The organism is Streptomyces sp. MS19, assembly GCF_047200595.1.
In the GTDB taxonomy this organism is placed as follows: domain Bacteria; phylum Actinomycetota; class Actinomycetes; order Streptomycetales; family Streptomycetaceae; genus Streptomyces.
In genome coordinates this window covers 36881-53599 of sequence record NZ_JBJZOH010000026.1, presented here as the reverse complement: position 1 = coordinate 53599, position 16719 = coordinate 36881, and the positions used below count along the sequence as shown (strand labels likewise).

Annotated in this window: 13 protein-coding genes; 3 read left to right on the top strand and 10 right to left on the bottom strand. The window is 72.8% G+C overall.

Annotated features, from left to right (window positions below; translation table 11 throughout):
* Window positions 1–59: 59 nt before the first annotated feature.
* Window positions 60–2531: a hypothetical protein gene (locus tag ACL02R_RS21870; RefSeq protein ID WP_412798664.1), complete on the bottom strand. Its 2472-nt coding sequence runs from the start codon at window positions 2529–2531 to the stop codon at window positions 60–62.
* A 326-nt stretch (window positions 2532–2857) separates the two neighbouring features.
* A complete protein-coding gene (locus ACL02R_RS21865) occupies window positions 2858–5335 on the bottom strand; it encodes a hypothetical protein (RefSeq protein WP_412798663.1) in 2478 nt (825 codons plus the stop codon).
* Window positions 5336–5780: 445 nt separating this feature from the next.
* Between ACL02R_RS21865 and ACL02R_RS21860 the strand changes: the two genes are divergently transcribed.
* The 3 genes from ACL02R_RS21860 to ACL02R_RS21850 all read left to right on the top strand — a co-directional run bounded on the left by ACL02R_RS21860 (window position 5781) and on the right by ACL02R_RS21850 (window position 8836).
* Entirely contained in the window at window positions 5781–7079 is a 1299-nt protein-coding gene (locus tag ACL02R_RS21860) for a hypothetical protein (protein WP_412798662.1), read from the top strand.
* 61 nt (window positions 7080–7140) lie between these two features.
* Window positions 7141–8103, top strand: coding sequence for a MerR family transcriptional regulator (locus ACL02R_RS21855; protein ID WP_412798661.1), 963 nt, complete (start codon window positions 7141–7143; stop codon window positions 8101–8103).
* A 94-nt stretch (window positions 8104–8197) separates the two neighbouring features.
* Window positions 8198–8836: a flavodoxin family protein gene (locus ACL02R_RS21850; protein ID WP_412798660.1), complete on the top strand. Its 639-nt coding sequence runs from the start codon at window positions 8198–8200 to the stop codon at window positions 8834–8836.
* Window positions 8837–8845: 9 nt separating this feature from the next.
* Here ACL02R_RS21850 and ACL02R_RS21845 read toward each other — a convergent pair whose 3' ends face one another.
* From ACL02R_RS21845 to ACL02R_RS21810, 8 genes are all read right to left on the bottom strand, one after another.
* Window positions 8846–9502 carry a molybdopterin-dependent oxidoreductase gene (locus ACL02R_RS21845; RefSeq protein WP_412798659.1) on the bottom strand — a complete coding sequence of 219 codons (657 nt, stop codon included), beginning with the start codon at window positions 9500–9502 and terminating at the stop codon, window positions 8846–8848.
* On the bottom strand, window positions 9499–10296 hold the full coding sequence (locus ACL02R_RS21840; RefSeq protein WP_412798658.1) for a formylglycine-generating enzyme family protein: 798 nt from the start codon (window positions 10294–10296) through the stop codon (window positions 9499–9501). Before ACL02R_RS21840 ends, ACL02R_RS21845 begins: the two co-directional genes overlap by 4 nt.
* Entirely contained in the window at window positions 10296–10733 is a 438-nt protein-coding gene (locus ACL02R_RS21835; RefSeq protein WP_412798657.1) for a DUF2000 domain-containing protein, read from the bottom strand. Before ACL02R_RS21835 ends, ACL02R_RS21840 begins: the two co-directional genes overlap by 1 nt.
* A gap of 68 nt (window positions 10734–10801) precedes the next feature.
* Window positions 10802–11776, bottom strand: coding sequence for a DMT family transporter (locus ACL02R_RS21830; RefSeq protein ID WP_412798678.1), 975 nt, complete (start codon window positions 11774–11776; stop codon window positions 10802–10804).
* Window positions 11777–11824: 48 nt separating this feature from the next.
* Window positions 11825–12424 carry a hypothetical protein gene (locus tag ACL02R_RS21825; protein ID WP_412798656.1) on the bottom strand — a complete coding sequence of 200 codons (600 nt, stop codon included), beginning with the start codon at window positions 12422–12424 and terminating at the stop codon, window positions 11825–11827.
* Window positions 12425–12698: 274 nt separating this feature from the next.
* Window positions 12699–12821: a hypothetical protein gene (locus ACL02R_RS21820; RefSeq protein ID WP_412798682.1), complete on the bottom strand. Its 123-nt coding sequence runs from the start codon at window positions 12819–12821 to the stop codon at window positions 12699–12701.
* Window positions 12822–12862: 41 nt separating this feature from the next.
* On the bottom strand, window positions 12863–13423 hold the full coding sequence (locus ACL02R_RS21815; protein WP_412798655.1) for a snapalysin family zinc-dependent metalloprotease: 561 nt from the start codon (window positions 13421–13423) through the stop codon (window positions 12863–12865).
* A gap of 173 nt (window positions 13424–13596) precedes the next feature.
* Window positions 13597–16653 (bottom strand): alpha-mannosidase, encoded by a 3057-nt coding sequence (locus ACL02R_RS21810; RefSeq protein WP_412798654.1) that lies wholly within the window; start codon window positions 16651–16653, stop codon window positions 13597–13599.
* Window positions 16654–16719: the final 66 nt, after the last annotated feature.

The window sequence follows — 16719 nt, the reverse complement described above, 5'->3', positions numbered from 1 at the left end:
GGGCCCGGACGAGCGGGCCCCCTCCGCGTGTCCCCACCTCACGGCGGATCCGGCACGCCTCACTTGGCCTTGAGGTCGTTGTGCGTCGCCAGGTCGTAGCCCCTCTCCATGGCGTTGACGTACGGCCCGAAGTACTCGCCGCCGATGTCCTTCGCCGCCGCCTCGGCGTCGTCCCAGCCGTACTTCGCGGGGTCGTGCATCATGTCGCGTGTCAGCTGGTCCACTTCACCGTCGGCCCCGCGGAAGTCGGCGCGCAGTGCGGCGTCCGCCACGGCGACACGCATCACGATGTCCCCGTCGTTGTCCAGCTTCCACTGCGCTTCGTTGATCTCCTCGTTCGGATCGCCCATTTTGTGGTAGACCATGTCCTGTAGTGCCCAGGTGGTCAGGTTGGCGCCGACGGGGATGAGCTTCGGCCCCGGGACCAGCATGGACGCGACACCGAGGGTGGAACCGATCCCTCGCATGGCGGTCATCTGCTGGAACCGTTCGCTCTCCACGCCGTCCATCTGCTGGGCGTCGGCGATCGCGCCCGCGACACTGCCGATGTTCTCGAAGTCGGAGGTCTCCGTCAGCTTGCCGTCCGACCCTTGGAACAGGAAGGTCGCGCGGTCCACCATCCACTCCGTGGCGCCGCCGGTGAAGGAGAGCCAGTCGCCCTCTCCTCCGTGGAGCATGGTCTCGACCAGCGCCTTCCGCGCGTCCCTGCCGATCTGGAACGAGTACGTGTAGTCCTCGCCGAACAGCTTCATGTCCTCCGTCCCCAGCTGGCTTTCCTCGGACACCTGGGAGATGAAGTCCATGTAGTTGAGCATGGTGTCGCCGAGCACCCACTTGAAGGCGGTGTGGTCGAACCGGGCCGTGTTGAACTCGTTGCTCTCGCCGATGACGGTGTCGGAGTGGTCCTTGGCGTCGGTCAGGAAGTGGTAGGCCGCGTCGATGTACTGCCTCGCCTCCCAGTCGTTCCAGTCCATGCCCGCCGGGACGGTCGTGCCGCTGTCGATGAGGCGGGCGACCCCCTCGCTGTCCTCCCAGTAGGAGGTCAGCAGATCGGCCCGGAAGTCGTCGTCGTTGACCAGGCGCGCGCTCACCTCGGAGTTGAGCGCGACCATGCCCAGCAGATCGCCGCTCCCCGTGACAGGCACGAGGTTCGCGGTGATGGACTGGCGGTACTGGCCCATCGCCGCGTGCTGCGCGTCCAGCGCCGCCCTGCCGACCAGCTCAGCCCAGCTGTCGTGCGGTCGGACGTCGGCGTGCGACATGACGGTGCCGAAGCCGTTCCACTCCCCGATGTGTCTGATGAGCGGATCGGCCGGGTCGGTGTTCGCCGTCATCGCCAGCAGGTCCCGTACGCCCTCGGGCAGCTTCTGCCGGCCCTCGTCGAACCAGACGTCGTAGCCCCCGAGCGACGGGTCGGTGAAGACGTTGAGCGCGTTGGCGATCCGTTCGAGCACCTCGCGCTGGGACGCCGCCACCGGGAGAGTCTCCATGGAGGGCACGGGTTCGAAGCGCCCCAGCGCCTCCCAGTCCTCGGCGGTGAGCGCGCCGAGGACCGTGGACAGGTAGGAGCGCTGGTCGTCGGTCAGCTGCGCGCCGGGGACGATGCCGCCGTCCGTCTCCACGATGCCGTCGAGGATGGCGGCCAGTCCCTCGGTGTACATCTTGACGGCGTCCACGCTCGGGTTCTCCCCGCCGAGTTCCGCGTGCAGCCGGTCGGCCACGAAGTCGGCCATCTCCGGACTGGTGAAGAGCGCGAACGGGCCGCCGTCGAGGTCGTAGCCCTCCTCGCCGAGCCGGAGGGCGTAGCGCAGCAGGTCCGCGCGGTAGTCCTCCACCTCGTGCGTGATCCGGTCGTCCGCAGCCTTGGCGGCCTCGGCGACCGAGGCGATGTGGCGCTTCCTGATGCGGTCGGCGAGGGAGTCGGGAAGGTCTTCCCAGGTGAAGGTGGTGCTGATGCCGCCCAGCGTCGGCAGGGAAGCGAGGGTCACGCTGTCGTCGCGGTACGTGAGGGTGAGAGGACGCAGCTGGGGGAAGAGCATCACCGTCGGATCGATGCCGGCGATCGCGGCGGCGACTTCCCGTTCGCGGAGTTCCTGCCAGTCGTTCCACTCGGTCAAGACGTCCTGCTGATGTCTCCGCAGCGTGGCGTCGAGGCCGATCCCGGACTCGTCGATGACCCGGTCCACGGCGTCCACGGCGTCGATGGCGCGGTTCATGCTCTGCACGATGTGACGGACGGCTTCGTCGATGCCGTCGCCGTTGCCATGGAGTGCCCCTGCCGTCTCGTCGATCCGCTCCCCAGGTGCGATCAGGGAGGAACCGTCCAACTCGCCCGCCTCGCTCGCGACGTCCGTCGCCTGCTTCGCGAGGGCGCCCGCGTGGTGCGCTTCGGGCGCGGCGCGCGCGTACGCCACCGCCAGCTCGGCCATGTCGTCGGGTTTGATCTCCTCGCGGAAGTCGGCGCGCCGCTTCCAGGGCTTTCGGCGCGCCTTGGCCTCGACGTCCTCGCGGGTGAAGTCGAGGTGGGGCATGGGGATCTCCTCCGTCGCTGGGCGGAAAGGTCGGTGTGGCGTTCCCGTGCCGTCGGCCGGCCGTTCAAGGACCGCGCGGAGCCAGGCCGTTGCCGGATCAGTCTGCACCAGCGATGTCACACGCGTCCACGACTTGACGCGATCTTGGGGAACACCTGGTCGGAGGAACATTCTGTTTCCTCCACGAGAAACGCGCTTCATGCGCGAATGCAATCCGCGGCGAGTGGTGGACCCCCGGTCGGCAGCACCCGCTGTCCTCGGCGGAGCGGACGCGGACGGGCCCCCGGATGGGGTCATCCGGGGCCCGTCGGTCCGTACGGCCGGCGTCAGTTGGCCGTCAGGTCGTCGCGCACGGCCTGGTTGTAGCCGTCCTCCAGAGCGTTGATGTAGCTTCCGATGTACTTGCTGCCGATGTTCACGGCGGCGGCCTGCGAGTCGTCCAGGCCGTAGACGCCCGGCTTGTTCAGCCTCTCCAGGTCGTCCTTGTCCACCGTGCCCGCCGCGCCGTCGACGTCGGCGGCCAGCACACCGTTCGCCACGGCCACACGCATCGGAATGTCACCCATGTTGTTCAGGTCCCACTGCGCTTCCTTGAGATCGGCGGCACCGTCCTCCCTGCCGTAGCGCATGGCCTCCTGGATGCCGAAGGCCGCCACACTGGTGAGGACGCTCGTCTTGCCGAGCCCGAGCACCGTGTTGAAGACGGTGCCCGCGGTGCCGACGGCGCTCATGGCCGTGAAGTGCTGCTTGGACTTGTCCTCAAGGCCGTCGTTCGCCTGCACCTGGGCCCAAGTGCCGTTGACACTGCCGAGGTTCTCGAAGTTCGACGCCTCGTCGGGCGAGCCGCCGGTCCGTGCGAGCGACTCCGCCGTCCGTGTCTCCGTCCACTGGGTGAGGCCGTTGCCGAAGTCACGGCTGACGTCTCCGCCCGCGTCCCACATCATCTGGAAGAGCGCCTCGCGCGTGTCCATGCCGATGTCGAACGAGAAGTCGTAGTCGTTGCCGAAGAGGTTCTTGTCCTTGTCGCCGAGATGGTTGCCCTCAGGACCCGACAGCTGCGAGATGGGGTCCATGTAGCGCAGCAGGGTGTCGCCGAACGCGCTCTGGAGAGCGGTGTGGTCGAACCGCTCCGTGTTGAACAAATGACTGTCGCCGAGGACGGAGTCGGGGTGGCTGCCCGCGTACTGGAAGAGGTGGTAGGCGGCCGAGATGTACTCCCGCGCCTCGGCGTCGTTGTGGTGCACGCCCGCGGGGATCGTGGTGCCGCTCGTGATCAGCGCGGCGGCTCCCGAGCTGTCCTCCCAGCGCGCCTCCATGAAGTCGGTGCGGAACTCCTTGTCGTTGAGCAGATCCGCGCTCAGCCCCGAGTTGAGGGCGACCATACCGAGCAGGTCGCTGCTGCCCGTGTCCGCCTTCACGTCGGACACGATCGACTGGAGGTACTGGTTCATGGTGGTGTGCTGCGTCTCCAGCGCCGACTCGGCGACCCGCCGTCCCCAGTCGTCACTCGGAGCGAGGTCCGCGTGCGCCATCAGGGCACCGAACGCGTTCCAGTCCCCGATGTGGTTCACGAAGGGATCGGCCGGTTCGGTGTTCCGCGCCAGCGTGAGCATGTCCCGGAAGCCCTCGGGGACCTTCTGCCAGCCCTCGTCGGTCGAGACGTCGTAGCCGCCCGCCGCCGGGTCGGTGAGGAGGTTGATCGCGTTGGCGACGCGTTCCAGCACAGCGTTCTGCACGCCCGCCGCCATCGGGTTGCCCAGGCCCGTGCCCGGGGCGAACCGTCCCAGCGCGGCCAGGTCGTCGGCGGTGAGCGCGCCGAGGACGGTGGAGAGGTAGTCGCGCTGCGCCCCGGTCAGCTTCGCGCCGGGGACGAGGCTCCCGTCCTCCGCCACGATGCCGTCCAGGACCGCGGCGAGTCCCTCGGTGTACAGCTTGACGACATTGGGGTCGGGGTTGTCCGAGTTCAGCTCGTCGTGCAGCCGGTCGGCCACGAAGTCGGCCATCTGCGGGTTGGTGAACAGGGCGAACGGGCCGGCGTCGAGGTCGTAGCCCAGCTCGCCCAGCTCTCCGGCGTAGCCCGTCAGCGTGGTGCGGTAGGCGCTGATCGCGTCCGTGATCTGTTCGTTCGCGGCCTTGGCGGCCTCGGCGGTGGCGGCGATGTGCCGCTTCCTGACCCGGGCGGCGAGGGAGTCGGGCAGGTCCTCCCAGGCGATGAGGCCGCCGGACAGCGACGGGAGCGACGGCAGCGGGGCGAGGGTCACGCTGTCGCCCCGGTGCGTGAGCGTGATGGGGTGGATCTGGTTGAAGAGGATCAGCGTCGGGTCGATGCGGCCGACGGCGGCCGAGACGCTCTCGTTCCGCAGCCGGACCCAGTCGTTCCACTCGTTGACGGCGTCGCGCTGGTGTGCGCGGAGGATGGCGTCGAGGCCGTTCTGGGGTGCGTCGATGACCATGTCGACCTCGTCGACGCCCTCGATGGCCCGGTTCATGCTGCGGACGATGAGCCCGACGACGGCGTCGATGTCACGGCCGTTGCCCTGGAGTCCGCGTGCGGTCTCGTCGATCCGCGCCCGCGTGGCGACCAGTGACGAGCCGTCGAGGCTGCCCGCCTCGCCGGCGACCTCGGTGGCCCGCTCGGCGAGATCGCCCGCGCCGTCCGCCTCGCCGGCCGCCCGCGCGTAGACGGCCGCGGTGTCGGCCATGTCGTCGGGCTTGATCTCCTTGCGGAACGTGGTGCGCCGCTTCCAGGGCTTGACGCCCGCCTCGGCCTCGACATCCTCAACGGTGAAGTCGAGATGGGGCATAGGGGTCTCCCTCGTCGCTCGGCCGGACGGTCGGTGTGGTGCTCCCGCGACACCGGCAGTACATCCAAAGGCCGCACGGAGTGATCCAGATGTTCTCCCAGTCTGCAACGGCTATGCCCGCGCCGTCCATCCTTTGCCGGTAACGGAAGAACGGCCAGTTGGCGGGGCGTATCCCCGCCCCGGCGGGGAAAACGCAGGGCATGTGCATACGCAATGCGCCGCGCCCAAGTCCCGCTCGTGGTCGGCACGTTCCCTCGCCCGCCGGGCGGCGGACGGACGTTCTCCGTTCACACGGCGAAACAGTACGGGGGGCCCTCGTCATCCCCCGGCCCCGCTCTGCCGACGCTCCGCTGCCGCCCGCCCGCGGAGCACGCGCACCGAAAGCTTCATGTGCGACTGCACACGGTAAATCCCGTGCCGGAACGTGTCCGCGGTCCAGGTGCGCATGACCGGGACGACGCCCCGCGAAGCGGCCCTCCGCGAGCTGCACGCCTCGCTCGGACTGCGCCGACGGCCCGAGGACATCGCCCATCTGATCCTCGGTCTGTTCGCGTACGACGAGACCGCGGCGCCCGTCCCGGGCTCCCTGCGCAGGGCCCTGCGACGCGCCGCCGAAGGCTCGTTGCACAATCTCTGGCGCGAATACGCGTCGATGCAGCGCGAGTCCGCCCTGCGCGACGGTGCCCACCGCCGGTCCAGGCGACCGGCCGAGCCGTTCCCGGACCTGCCCGCCCTCCCCGACGTCCCCGGCGCCGACGACCCCCGGCGGATCGAGGACGCCGTCAGGGCCGCGGGGCAGGAGATGGCCGAGCGCCTCGGCGCGCGGCGGCAGGGCGACGAACGGTCCCGGCCGCTCCGCCGCACGGAGGTCAGGCTGGCCCGGCTCCTCGCCGAACGCCACAAGGGGGAACGCCCCCCGCCCGGCACGGGCGGCCTCGCGGCGAGCCTGCCGTACGACCGGTTCGCCGCCGACCCGGCGACCGCCGCCTTCCTCGCCTACCTCACCGCCCGGAACAACCTGCGCAGCGAGTACACCGTGAGCGGCCAGCAGCGCGCCTACGACGAACTCGCCGAGGCGCTGTTCCGCAGGCTGCGTGACCGGCCCGGCAGCACCGACTGGTTCGCCGTCGCCCACGCCCGCCCCACGGCGGAGGTCGTCACGCGCCTCACCGAACGGCAGCGCGGCGAACTCCTCGGCCGCTGCCACCGCGCCCTGCGCGATGTCGCCGGACTGCTCGAAGCCGCCTGGGAACGGCAGCCGTTCGACCGCGCGACCATGATCGTGCGCCGCGGCGACGACTCCACCGGCTGGAACTCCGCCGCCCGCGCCTGGGGCACGGCACGCGCCGACTGGTTCGCGCTCCTGCGCACGCTGGGCGCCCAGGAGATCACCGAGCACCTCTGCCCTGGCAAGGTCCCCCCGCTCGTGGCCCCCGACGTCGCCGCCTGGCACCGCAGAGTCGTCGGCGCGCCACCCCCCGACACCCCCGTGTGGGCGGAACTCCCGCTGCCCTGGCGCGTACTGCGCGGCGAGGACCCGTGCCCCCGCTCCCTCGTCGCCCGCGCCTGCCGCCGCTACGGCGTGGACCCCGTGGCGAGCGGCTGGACCGAGCCACGGCGCACGCTGCGGCACGCCCGCTTCCGCCCCACACCCGACTTCGCGCAGGGCGTCACCGCGGCGGATCCGCAGCTCGCACGCGTCCTCCACGCCACGGAGGTCTTCCCGCCCGGCCACGGCGGCTGACAGCGGGTGGCGGACCCGCCGTGCTTGCACCTCCCCCAGGGGGAGGAGCGAGAGTGAGGCCATGGACGGCGACGCACCCCACTCCATCGGAGACCTGGCCCGGCTCACCGGGCTCACGGTGAAGACGCTCAGGGCCTGGTCCGACCGGGGCATCGTCTCCCCGTCGGGCCGCACCCCCGCCGGGCACCGCCGCTACGGACCCGACGCCGTCGCGCGCCTGCGGACCGTACGGGCCCTGCGCGACCTCGGGCTCGGCCTGGCCGCCGCCTGTGCCCTCGCCGACGGCGAGGCGGAGCTGTCCGAGGCCGCCGCCGCGCACGCCGACGCCCTGACCGCCCAGATCGCGGCCCTGCGCCGCCGCCGCGCGCTGCTCCTGGCGATCGCCCACCGCGGTGGCGGCACCGCGCCCGACGAGGTCGCCTCCCTGGTCTCCCTGGCCACCCTGCCCGACGGCGAACGCCGCCGCCTCGTCGCCCAGTTCCTCGACAGTGTGCTCGGCGACAGCGCGCGCGGAGGACGCGACGACCCGGCCGTCGCCGGCTACGCGCGGACCCTGACCCCGGAGCTTCCGCCCGAACCCGAGCCCGCCCAGCTCGCCGCCTGGGCGGAACTGGCCCAGCTGCTCGCCGACCCGGACTTCCGTGCCCTGATGCGCCGCGCCGTGGACCACCAGCTCGCCGAGAGCGCGGCCGCCCGGCGCGCCGGCCCCGCCGTACGGCCGGGCACCGTCGCCGTCGTCCGCGCCCACGCCGCCCCCGCGCTCGCGGCGGGTACGGCACCCGGCTCACGCGACGCCGGGCGGATCGTCGAGGCCGTCGCCGCGCAGCGCGCACGCGACCTCGGCCGCCACGACGGCCCCGCGCTGCGCGACCTGATCCGCACCGGCGTCGACGCGGCCCGCGACCCGCGCAGGGACCGCTGCCTGCGGCTGCTCGCCACCGTCAACGGCTGGCAGCAGCCCGAGAGTCCGGCACCGCAGCTCGACTGGTTCGCCGACGCGATGCGCGCCCACACCCCGGCGTGACCGGCGGCGGCACGGGAATACCCCGGCGCCGCACCGCGTAGGACCTCTCCGGGACGCACCGGCGGCCCGTACGAGACGAGGGAGCGGTCCACCCATGGGGACAGCGGTCCAGGACGCACACGACGGCACGCCGGGCGGCGGGGAGGACGGCAGGGAGGACGGCGGACGCCGCTTCCTCTTCCTGCTCGGCAGCACACGCCGGGACGGCAACACCGAGCAGCTCGCCCGGCACGCCGCCGCGCATCTGCCCGAGGCCACCCCGCAGCGCTGGCTGCGCCTGGGCGAGCTGTCCCTGCCGCGCTTCGAGGACGTCCGCCACTCCGGCACGGGGGAGTACCCCCGGCCGGAGGGCGACCTCGGCCTGCTGCTCGACGCCACGCTGGACGCCACCGACCTGGTGATCGCCTCCCCGCTGTACTGGTACAGCGTCTCGGCGGACACCAAGCTCTACCTCGACCACTGGTCGGGCTGGCTGCGCGTCCCCGGCATCGACTTCAGGGCCCGCATGTCCGGCCGGACCCTCTGGGGCGTCACCGCCCTCGCGACCGCCGACCAGACGGTCGCCGGCCCCCTGGCCGGAACGCTCCGCCACACCGCCGCCTTCCTGCGCATGCGCTGGGGCGGCGTCCTGCTGGGCAACGGGACGAGGCCGGGCCACGTCCTGGCGGACACCGGCGCGCTGGCCGAGGCGGCGTCGTTCTTCACGCGGCACCCGGCCGACGCCCCGGCCTGACCCGCGCTGTCACGGCTCGGTGACCTCCCCCGGCCGCTCGACGAAGTGGTGGCGCCCCAGGTCGCAGAACCGGTACCGCTTCGGCCTGATCTGCCCGTCCAGCGTGTAGCCCGCCCGCATCTCCCACTCGCCCAGCTCGAACACGTCGGTGACCTCCAGCCGCGCCAGTCCCTTGACGCTCTTGTAGGCGTAGAGCCCGAAGTCCAGCAGCCGCAGCGGATGGCCCCGTTCGAGAGGGAGCGGCGCGCCGTCGATCCGGTCGATCAGCAGCGCCCGGCGCTCCAGCGCGTCGCCGAGCGGCACGGTCGAGGTGTACACCCCCTTCTCCGGCGTGCCGATGCTGGTCTGCCGCAGGTAACGGCCCTCCGTCGCGCCGTCGAAGCCCGCGAGCCGCAGGACGTCGGCGAGCAGGAAACCGCTCCAGTTCTCGCGCGTGCTCCAGTTGCAGACGCAGACGTACCGCCGGTTCTCGGTCAGCCGGGGCGCCGCCTGGACCCGCTCCCAGTCGAGCGCGGTGTCCTCCACCCCGAGCCCGCTGACGGTCAGCCGCCACCGGGCGAGGTCCACGTGCTCCGGCGGACCGTCCTGGTAGTAGCGCAGCGAGGAGGGCTTGGCCGGACGGTCACGCCGCGCGGGCGTCCCCGTCGCGGGTGCGGAACGGGTCATGTCGCCTCGCCCTCCCCGGTGCCGGACTCCCGCGGCAGCGCGCAGCGGAATCCGATCAGGTTGTCGCGCAGTCCCGGGTGGTAGTAGTCGCGGGCCGACCCGCGCAGGTAGTCCTCGTCGTGCAGGCCGCAGCCGCCGCGTACGACGTGGTCGTCGGACTCGTCGGTCATCCGGACCGGGTCGGGCCCGACCGGGCCGTCGCCGTACGGCCCGTACGTGTCGAGGCACCACTCGGCGAAGTTCCCCGCCATGTCGCGGACGCCGAACGGCGAGACGTTGCGCGGATGGTCACCCGGCCGGGTCGGCCGCCGCTCCTCCGGCTCACAGCCGGGCGCGTAGGTGGCGAGCGCGGGCTCCGGCGGGTCCTCGCCCCAGGGGTACGTGCGCCCGGCGGGGCCCCGGCAGGCGTACTCCCACTGCGCCTCGGTGGGCAGCGTCCTGCCGGCCCAGCGGGCGAAGGCGAGCGCCTCCCACCAACTGACGCCGGTGACCGGGACCTCGGGGTCGCCCGCCCACAGGGGGTCGTCCCAGTAGGTGGGCGCCGTGATGCCGCGCACCCGGACGAACTCCCAGCCCGCCGGGGTCCAGTACGCGGCGGTGCGGTACCCGCCGTCCTCGATGAAGCGGGCGAACTGCCCGTTGCTGACCGGATCGCGGTCCATCGCGAACGCGGACATCGCCACGTCCGCGACGGGCCCCTCGTCCGGTGCCAGGCCGGACCCGCGGCGGAAGGTTCCGGCGGGAACGGCGCACATCGGCGCGGCCGCGAGCGGCCGCTCGGTGGGGCGGCCCATCAGCGGAGGAGGGGGAGGCTGCCGGTCAGTTTCTGCACCTGCTTGCGGGGGCCGTGCAGCGCGACGCCCACGTAGGTGATGTCCTGGTCGGTGGCCGCTTCGAGCAGCGCCGCGTAGTCGTCGTACGTGCGGGTCCGCTGCGCGCAGTCGGTGAAGTCCACGACGAGGACGTCCGGGTGGTCCTGCGCGGCGCGGTTGCGGATCGCCTTCAGCGTGTCGGCGTCGGCGCACAGGACGGGCAGCGGGACGGTGGTGATCCCGGCGTGCGGGCTGCCGTCCGCGTCCTTCAGCTCGGGGCCGACGAGGGACTCGACCTGGCGGCCGAGGGACAGGGCGAGGACCGCCGCGGTGTTGGCGGCCAGTCCGGCGGGCAGCGCGGCGTCGATCAGCAGCGCCGCCTTGTGGGTCGTGGGGCTCACGGTCGCGTTCTCGGTCATGTGTTCCGGTCTCTCTCGGGAAGGGATGGATGGAGGTGGTGGGGGAGGGGGGAGGAGCGCGCCGGCGCTCAGCTCCGGCCGTCCCCGCGGGTGGTGACGGTGACGCCGATGATGACGACGAGACCGCCGAGCACCTGGAACGCGGTCACGTCCTCGTCGAGCGCCACCACGGGGATGATCAGCCCGAACACCGGGACGAGGTTCAGCAGGTTGACGGCCGTGCTCGACCGCAGGTGCTGGAGCCCCTTGGCGTAGAGCCCGAGCCCGGCGATGGAGCACAGCAGGGTCAGCGCGGCCAGTGACGCGACCGTGGTGACCGGGGCGGCGAACTCCCGCCAGGAGCCCCACTCCAGCAGGGCCAGCGGCAGGAACGCCAGCGCGCCCGTCCGCGCCTGGTAGTAGAGGACCTGGTCGGCCGGACAGCGGCTGCCGACGTCGCGGGTGACGAAGTTGTAGAACGCCCAGACGACGCCGCTCAGCACGAGCAGGACGTCGCCCGCCCAGCGTTCGGTCCCCCCGTCCGGGGTGAAGCCGACGACCAGGCACACGCCCGCGACGGACAGCCCGATCCCCGCCAGCCCGCCCGCGCTGGTGCGCTGCCGGTGGACGATCAGTTCAAGCAGCGCCGTGAGCGCCGGGTAGGCGCCGACCAGGAGCGCGGCGTCCGTCGCCGTGGCCAGCTCGACGCCCACGTTCTCGACGGCGAAGTACAGCGTGATGCCGAGCAGTCCGCCGAGCGCCAGCCGCGTACGGTCGGCGCGGTCGGGCGCCGGATACCCGCGCACCAGGTGCACCCAGACCGCGAGCAGCGCCGCCGCGGCCGTGAACCGCAGCAGGCCGATCGTCAGCGGCGGCACGTCGCGCAGCGCCACCTCGGTCAGGGTGTACGAACTGCTCAGCAGCGCCGCCGAGAGCAGCACGGCCGCCACTCCCGTGCCACGGCCGCGCCGCACGCCCCCGCCGGTGCCCGCCGACGGGACGACAGGTGCGGCGGGGACGGGCTCGGTGACCGCCCGTCCGTGTCCGGCGTTCTGTTCCACCATCACGTTCCCACTGTTCCGCGCGCCGTTCCTGGCAGTTCCCCGTGTCCGTCAGGCGTCGCGCCCGCTCCGCCCGAACACCGACCAGAGCATGCGTATCGGGCGCGTGGCGGAGATGAACCGCAGGTCGTGCAGCGCCGCCGCGGGCGCGGTGGTGAGGGCGATCTCGGCGCCCCCGTCGGCCGCGTGCCGCGCGGCCTCGCTCGTGGACGTGGCGAACGCGATCCCGGCGACGCCGTACCCCGGCGGCATCAGCTGCGCGATCAGGTCGCGCGGCGCGGGGTGGGTGACCACGGTGCACTTCAGCGGGACCGGCGCCGAGGTGCGCACCGCCAGCCCGTAGTGCGGGGTGTCGAAGACGAACGCCTGCGCGAGGCCGAGGCGCAGGTCCATGTAGAACGAGTCGATCTCCCGGTAGGCGTTCGCCACCAGCAGGCGGTCCGCCGCGCCCGCGAGCACGGCGTCCCTGGCGTCCTCGTACGTCCCGAACAGGGCGACGGGCGACCCCGGCGTACGGTCGATGTGCCGCGTGAGGTGGCTCCCCGCCGCCTCACTGCTCGTCCCGGAGGGACCGAGCGTCGCGACGGGTCCCGCCGCCGCGGACGGCCGTGCGGGCACCCCGGTGGTATGCGCGTCGAGTGACGATGGCATGGTTCCGTTCCCCCTCCTCGGCCATGGGCGGAGCTGTCCACGGCCGAACGTGGCCGTAGCGTAGTGGCCACGGAGAGCGATGATCAAGCGGTCCTTGCACCGACAGGGGGACCCCTTCCCCCGCGTCGTCGCGCCGTCGGGGCCGCCGTGCCGCCACTCCCGGCCCGCTGGTGCCCCCCTGTCACACCGCCCGTGCCGCCCGCCGGAGCCGGGGGCGCACCGGACCGCTCCGACGGGCCTCCACACGCCTCCCGACCGCTCCCGCGAGCCCCCGTCAGCGCACGGAGAACACCGGACCCCGGGGCGCGAACGGCAGCCGGGCGCCGCGCGGGACGAGGAACGCGTGCGTGCGCCGGACGCGCGGCGGCTCGCACTCCGCGTCGGTGGTGTCGAGCACCGGCGCGTCCTCCGGGAAGTCGTCGGCGCACCCCGGTCCGGTCAGCGCGCGGTGGCGGCCGGCGCGGTGAGGGCCGTCGCGAAGTCGTCCTCGACCCAGGCGCGTTCCTGGGCGTCGGGGTAGATGTTGGTGCAGGAGACGCCGCCGGTGGAGCCGGACATCAGGCTGGAGCAGGGGCCGGGCTTGAGGTCGGGCAGCCCGAGGATGTGGCCGAGTTCGTGGGCGGCTATGCGGACGGTGTGGTAGCCCTCGTTCACGGCCTGGCGGCCCATCCAGACGGTGCCGTTGCCCAGGCTCGTGGTCTGGGCGCGGGGCCAGCCGTTGTCGGCGACGATCCGGATGTTGGCGCGCCGGCCGGGGGCGACCGGCTCCAGGCGGACGTTGGACACCGAGGAGTTCCAGACGGCGGCGCCGCTGGCGACGGCGCCCGCGAACTCGGCGGAGCCGCTCGCGTCGTAGGTGAGGACGACCGCGGCCGCGGACACGTCGCCGGTGGGCGCCGCCTCCGCGGCCTGCGCGGTCCCGGTGAGGGAGGCGCCGAGGACTACGGCGGCGGTCGCGAGGGCGCGGGTGGTGGTGCGGAAGGAGGTGCGGAACGGCATGAGCTGCCTCCGTGGGGGTGGGGGAGGGGACCCGCCCGGCCATGGCCCGTGCGTCATGACCATGACACGTCGGGTGACGACAGGATGACCCTGCCCAGCCCGTGGCCCTCCCAATCCGGTGGCGAGGACGGCTCGCCACCGGACCGGGAGGGGGCCCTGGAGGAGGAGGGCGCTCAGGCCCCCGGCGTCAGCCGCACCGTCACGATCTGGAACGGACGCAGCGTCAGCCGCCCGCCGTCCACCGCGGGCGCGTCCGGCAGGGGGCGTTCCAGCAGGTCGGTGAGCACCGCCCCGGCAAGCGGGAAGCCCGCCGCCAGGGTGGTCACGGCCCGGCCGCCCAGCGACTCGAAGAGCCGCACGACCACGTCGCCGCTCCCGTCGTCGGCCAGCTTCACCGCCTCGACCACCACCGCCTCGTGGTCCACCGACACCAGCGGCGCCACCGACGCCGCCGAGCCGGGCACCCGGCGCTCGGGGAGGTTGAACGCGTAGCCCTCCCGGATCGCGTCGCCCAGCGTCGCGCCCACCACCAGCGCGTACCGCAGCCGGTGCGTGCCCAGGTCGGCCTCCGGGTCGGGGAACCGCGCCCCGCGCAGCAGCGACAGGCGGATCGTGGTCGTCGTGCCGCCGTCCTCGCGGACGTCGCGCGTGATCTCGTGCCCGTACGTGGAGTCGTTGACCACGGCCATGCCCCAGCCCGGCTCCGCCACGTGCAGCCAGCGGTGCACGCAGAACTCGAACTTGGCCGCCTCCCAGCTGGTGTTGGAGTGGGTGGGCCGCTGGGTGTGGCCGAACTGGATCTCGCCGCGTGAGTGGCCGGCCCGCAGGTCGAGCGGGAACGCGGCCTTCAGGAGCCGTTCGCGCTCCCGCCAGTCCACCTCCGTGTCGATGTCGAGACGGCGGACGCCCGGCAACAGGGTGAGGGTCTGTGTGACGGTGGACGAGCCGACCGTGCGCACCACCCGCACGCCGCCGTCCACGGCGGTGACCTCGTCGGCCTCGGTGAGGTCGGTGACCGCATTGCGGTAGAAGACGTCGATGTCCCAGGCGTCCCACTGGTTGGGGAAGTCCTGGTGCAGCTGGAGCAGGTTGGCGCTGCTGCCGGGCGGGAGTGCCTCGCGCTCCTCGGTGAGGTCGAACACCGAGGTGACCAGGCCGCGTTCGTCCACCCGTACGCGCAGCAGGCCGTTGTCGAGCACCAGCGGCCCGCCGGGCGCGGACGCCGCGGGCACCGGCTCGGGCTCGGGCTCGGGCGCGGGCGCGGCGCCGAGGGCGGGGACGCCGTCACGGGCGTACGGCGCGGCGTTGAACACCAGCGCGGCGCCGTCCGCGTCCGCCGGACCCGCCAGCGCGCGCTGCGCCTCGTCCACCAGCGCCGTCAGCTCGGCCGTCACCCGGGCGTACGTCTCCTCCGCCTCCCGGTGCACCCAGGCGATGGACGAGCCGGGCAGGATGTCGTGGAACTGGTGGGTGAGCACCGTCTTCCACAGCCGGTCCAGCTGCGCGTACGGGTACGCGGCGCCGGTGCGCACGGTCGCCGTCGCGCACCACAGCTCGGCCTCCCGCAGCAGGTGTTCGCTGCGGCGGTTGCCCTGCTTGGTCTTCAGCTGGCTGGTCAGGGTGCCCCGGTGCAGCTCCAGGTACAGCTCGCCCGACCAGACCGGGGCCTTCGCGCCGTACTCCGCGTGCGCCTTCTCGAAGAAGTCCGCCGGCTTCTCGATGTCCACCCGGGGCGAGCCCGCCAGGTCGGCGAGCCGGGCCGCCCGGCCCAGCATCTCGCGGGTGGGACCGCCGCCGCCGTCGCCGTGGCCGAACGGCACCAGGGAGCGCCCGGCCGGGCCCTTCTCCTTGAAGTTCCGCTCGGCGTGCGCGAGTTCGGCGCCGGACAGCTCGGCGTTGTAGGTGTCGACCGGCGGGAAGTGGCTGAAGATCCGGGTGCCGTCGATGCCCTCCCACCAGAACGTGTGGTGCGGGAAGGAGTTCGTCGTGTTCCACGAGATCTTCTGGGTGAGGAACCAGCGGACCCCGGCCAGCTTCATCAGCTGCGGCAGCGCCGCGTTGTAGCCGAACGTGTCCGGCAGCCACATCTCCTCGGTCTCGGTGCCGAACTCCTCCAGGTAGAACCGCTTCCCGTGCACGAACTGGCGCACCAGCGACTCGCCGCCCGTGATGTTGGTGTCCGGCTCCACCCACAGGCTGCCGGTGGGCAGGAACTGCCCGGCGGCGGCCTTCCCGGCCGCGCGCGCGAAGAGCTCGGGCCGGTGCTCCTTGAGCCAGGCGAGCTGCTGCGCCTGCGACATGACGAACCGGTACTCCGGGTGCTCGTCCATGAGGTTGACCGCGTTGGCCACCGTCCGGGTCACCTTGCGGACGGTCTCGCGCAGCGGCCACAGCCAGGCGGTGTCGATGTGCGCGTGGCCCACGGCGGATATCCGGTGCGCGGAGTCCCCCGCGCGCTCGGCCAGCAGCGGCGCGAGGACCGCGCGCGCGGCGGCGGCCGTACCGGCGATGTCGTGCAGGTCCACCGCGTCGAGCGCGGCCTCCACGCCGTCGAGCACCTGCCAGCGGCGCGTCGAGTCGGCGGGCAGCTCGGTGATCAGGCCGTGCAGCACGTCGAAGTCCTGCGCCAGCTCCCAGACCCCCGGCTCGAAGACGGTCAGCTCGGCGCGCGCCAGCCGGTACAGCGGCTCGTCCGCGGCCGCGGCCGCGCCGTCCTCAAGCCAGGCGGCGCGGTCGCCGCGCCTGGTGGGCAGGAACGGCACGCCGCCGGGGCCGTCGTCGAGGATCAGCGGGTTGGCGGCGGCCTCGATCCAGTACGTGAACTCCTCGCCGCCCTCGGCGGACTCCGCCACGGTCAGCCAGCCGTTGCGCGGGTTGAGGGCCTTGACGACCGAGCCGTCCGCCCGGTGCACCAGGCCCTCGGCGGCGAACCCCGGCTTGGCGGCGTCGAAGCCCAGGTCGAGCACGGCCTCCACCCGCCGCCCGGCCCACGCGGCGGGCACCGTGCCGCTGATCCGGAACCAGCAGGTGGACCACGCGGGCCCCCACCGGTGGCCGGGCCGCACCGGCTCGTACGACGCGGCCAGCGCCTCGGCGGCCGGGACGGGCTCGCCGGGCACGGCCCAGGCGGCCACGTCCAGGGCGACGGCGTCCGCGTGGACGGCGGGGACGATGCGTTGGGTGAGCACTCGGTGAAGGCGTCGTTCGATGAGCGCGGGATCGCGATGCATGCCGATTATGAAAATCCAATGGATGGATTAAGTCAATGCGGCCTGCGCGCCCGGCATATAGCAAGG

What these genes read in the sequence shown, in the direction of transcription:
- ACL02R_RS21870 (WP_412798664.1), bottom strand. Translation starts at nt 2,531, where the DNA reads ATGCCCCACCTCGACTTCACCCGCGAGGACGTCGAGGCCAAGGCGCGC.
- ACL02R_RS21865 (WP_412798663.1), bottom strand. Translation starts at nt 5,335, where the DNA reads ATGCCCCATCTCGACTTCACCGTTGAGGATGTCGAGGCCGAGGCGGGC.
- ACL02R_RS21860 (WP_412798662.1), top strand. Translation starts at nt 5,781, where the DNA reads ATGACCGGGACGACGCCCCGCGAAGCGGCCCTCCGCGAGCTGCACGCC.
- ACL02R_RS21855 (WP_412798661.1), top strand. Translation starts at nt 7,141, where the DNA reads ATGGACGGCGACGCACCCCACTCCATCGGAGACCTGGCCCGGCTCACC.
- ACL02R_RS21850 (WP_412798660.1), top strand. Translation starts at nt 8,198, where the DNA reads ATGGGGACAGCGGTCCAGGACGCACACGACGGCACGCCGGGCGGCGGG.
- ACL02R_RS21845 (WP_412798659.1), bottom strand. Translation starts at nt 9,502, where the DNA reads ATGACCCGTTCCGCACCCGCGACGGGGACGCCCGCGCGGCGTGACCGT.
- ACL02R_RS21840 (WP_412798658.1), bottom strand. Translation starts at nt 10,296, where the DNA reads ATGGGCCGCCCCACCGAGCGGCCGCTCGCGGCCGCGCCGATGTGCGCC.
- ACL02R_RS21835 (WP_412798657.1), bottom strand. Translation starts at nt 10,733, where the DNA reads ATGACCGAGAACGCGACCGTGAGCCCCACGACCCACAAGGCGGCGCTG.
- ACL02R_RS21830 (WP_412798678.1), bottom strand. Translation starts at nt 11,776, where the DNA reads ATGGTGGAACAGAACGCCGGACACGGACGGGCGGTCACCGAGCCCGTC.
- ACL02R_RS21825 (WP_412798656.1), bottom strand. Translation starts at nt 12,424, where the DNA reads ATGCCATCGTCACTCGACGCGCATACCACCGGGGTGCCCGCACGGCCG.
- ACL02R_RS21815 (WP_412798655.1), bottom strand. Translation starts at nt 13,423, where the DNA reads ATGCCGTTCCGCACCTCCTTCCGCACCACCACCCGCGCCCTCGCGACC.
- ACL02R_RS21810 (WP_412798654.1), bottom strand. Translation starts at nt 16,653, where the DNA reads ATGCATCGCGATCCCGCGCTCATCGAACGACGCCTTCACCGAGTGCTC.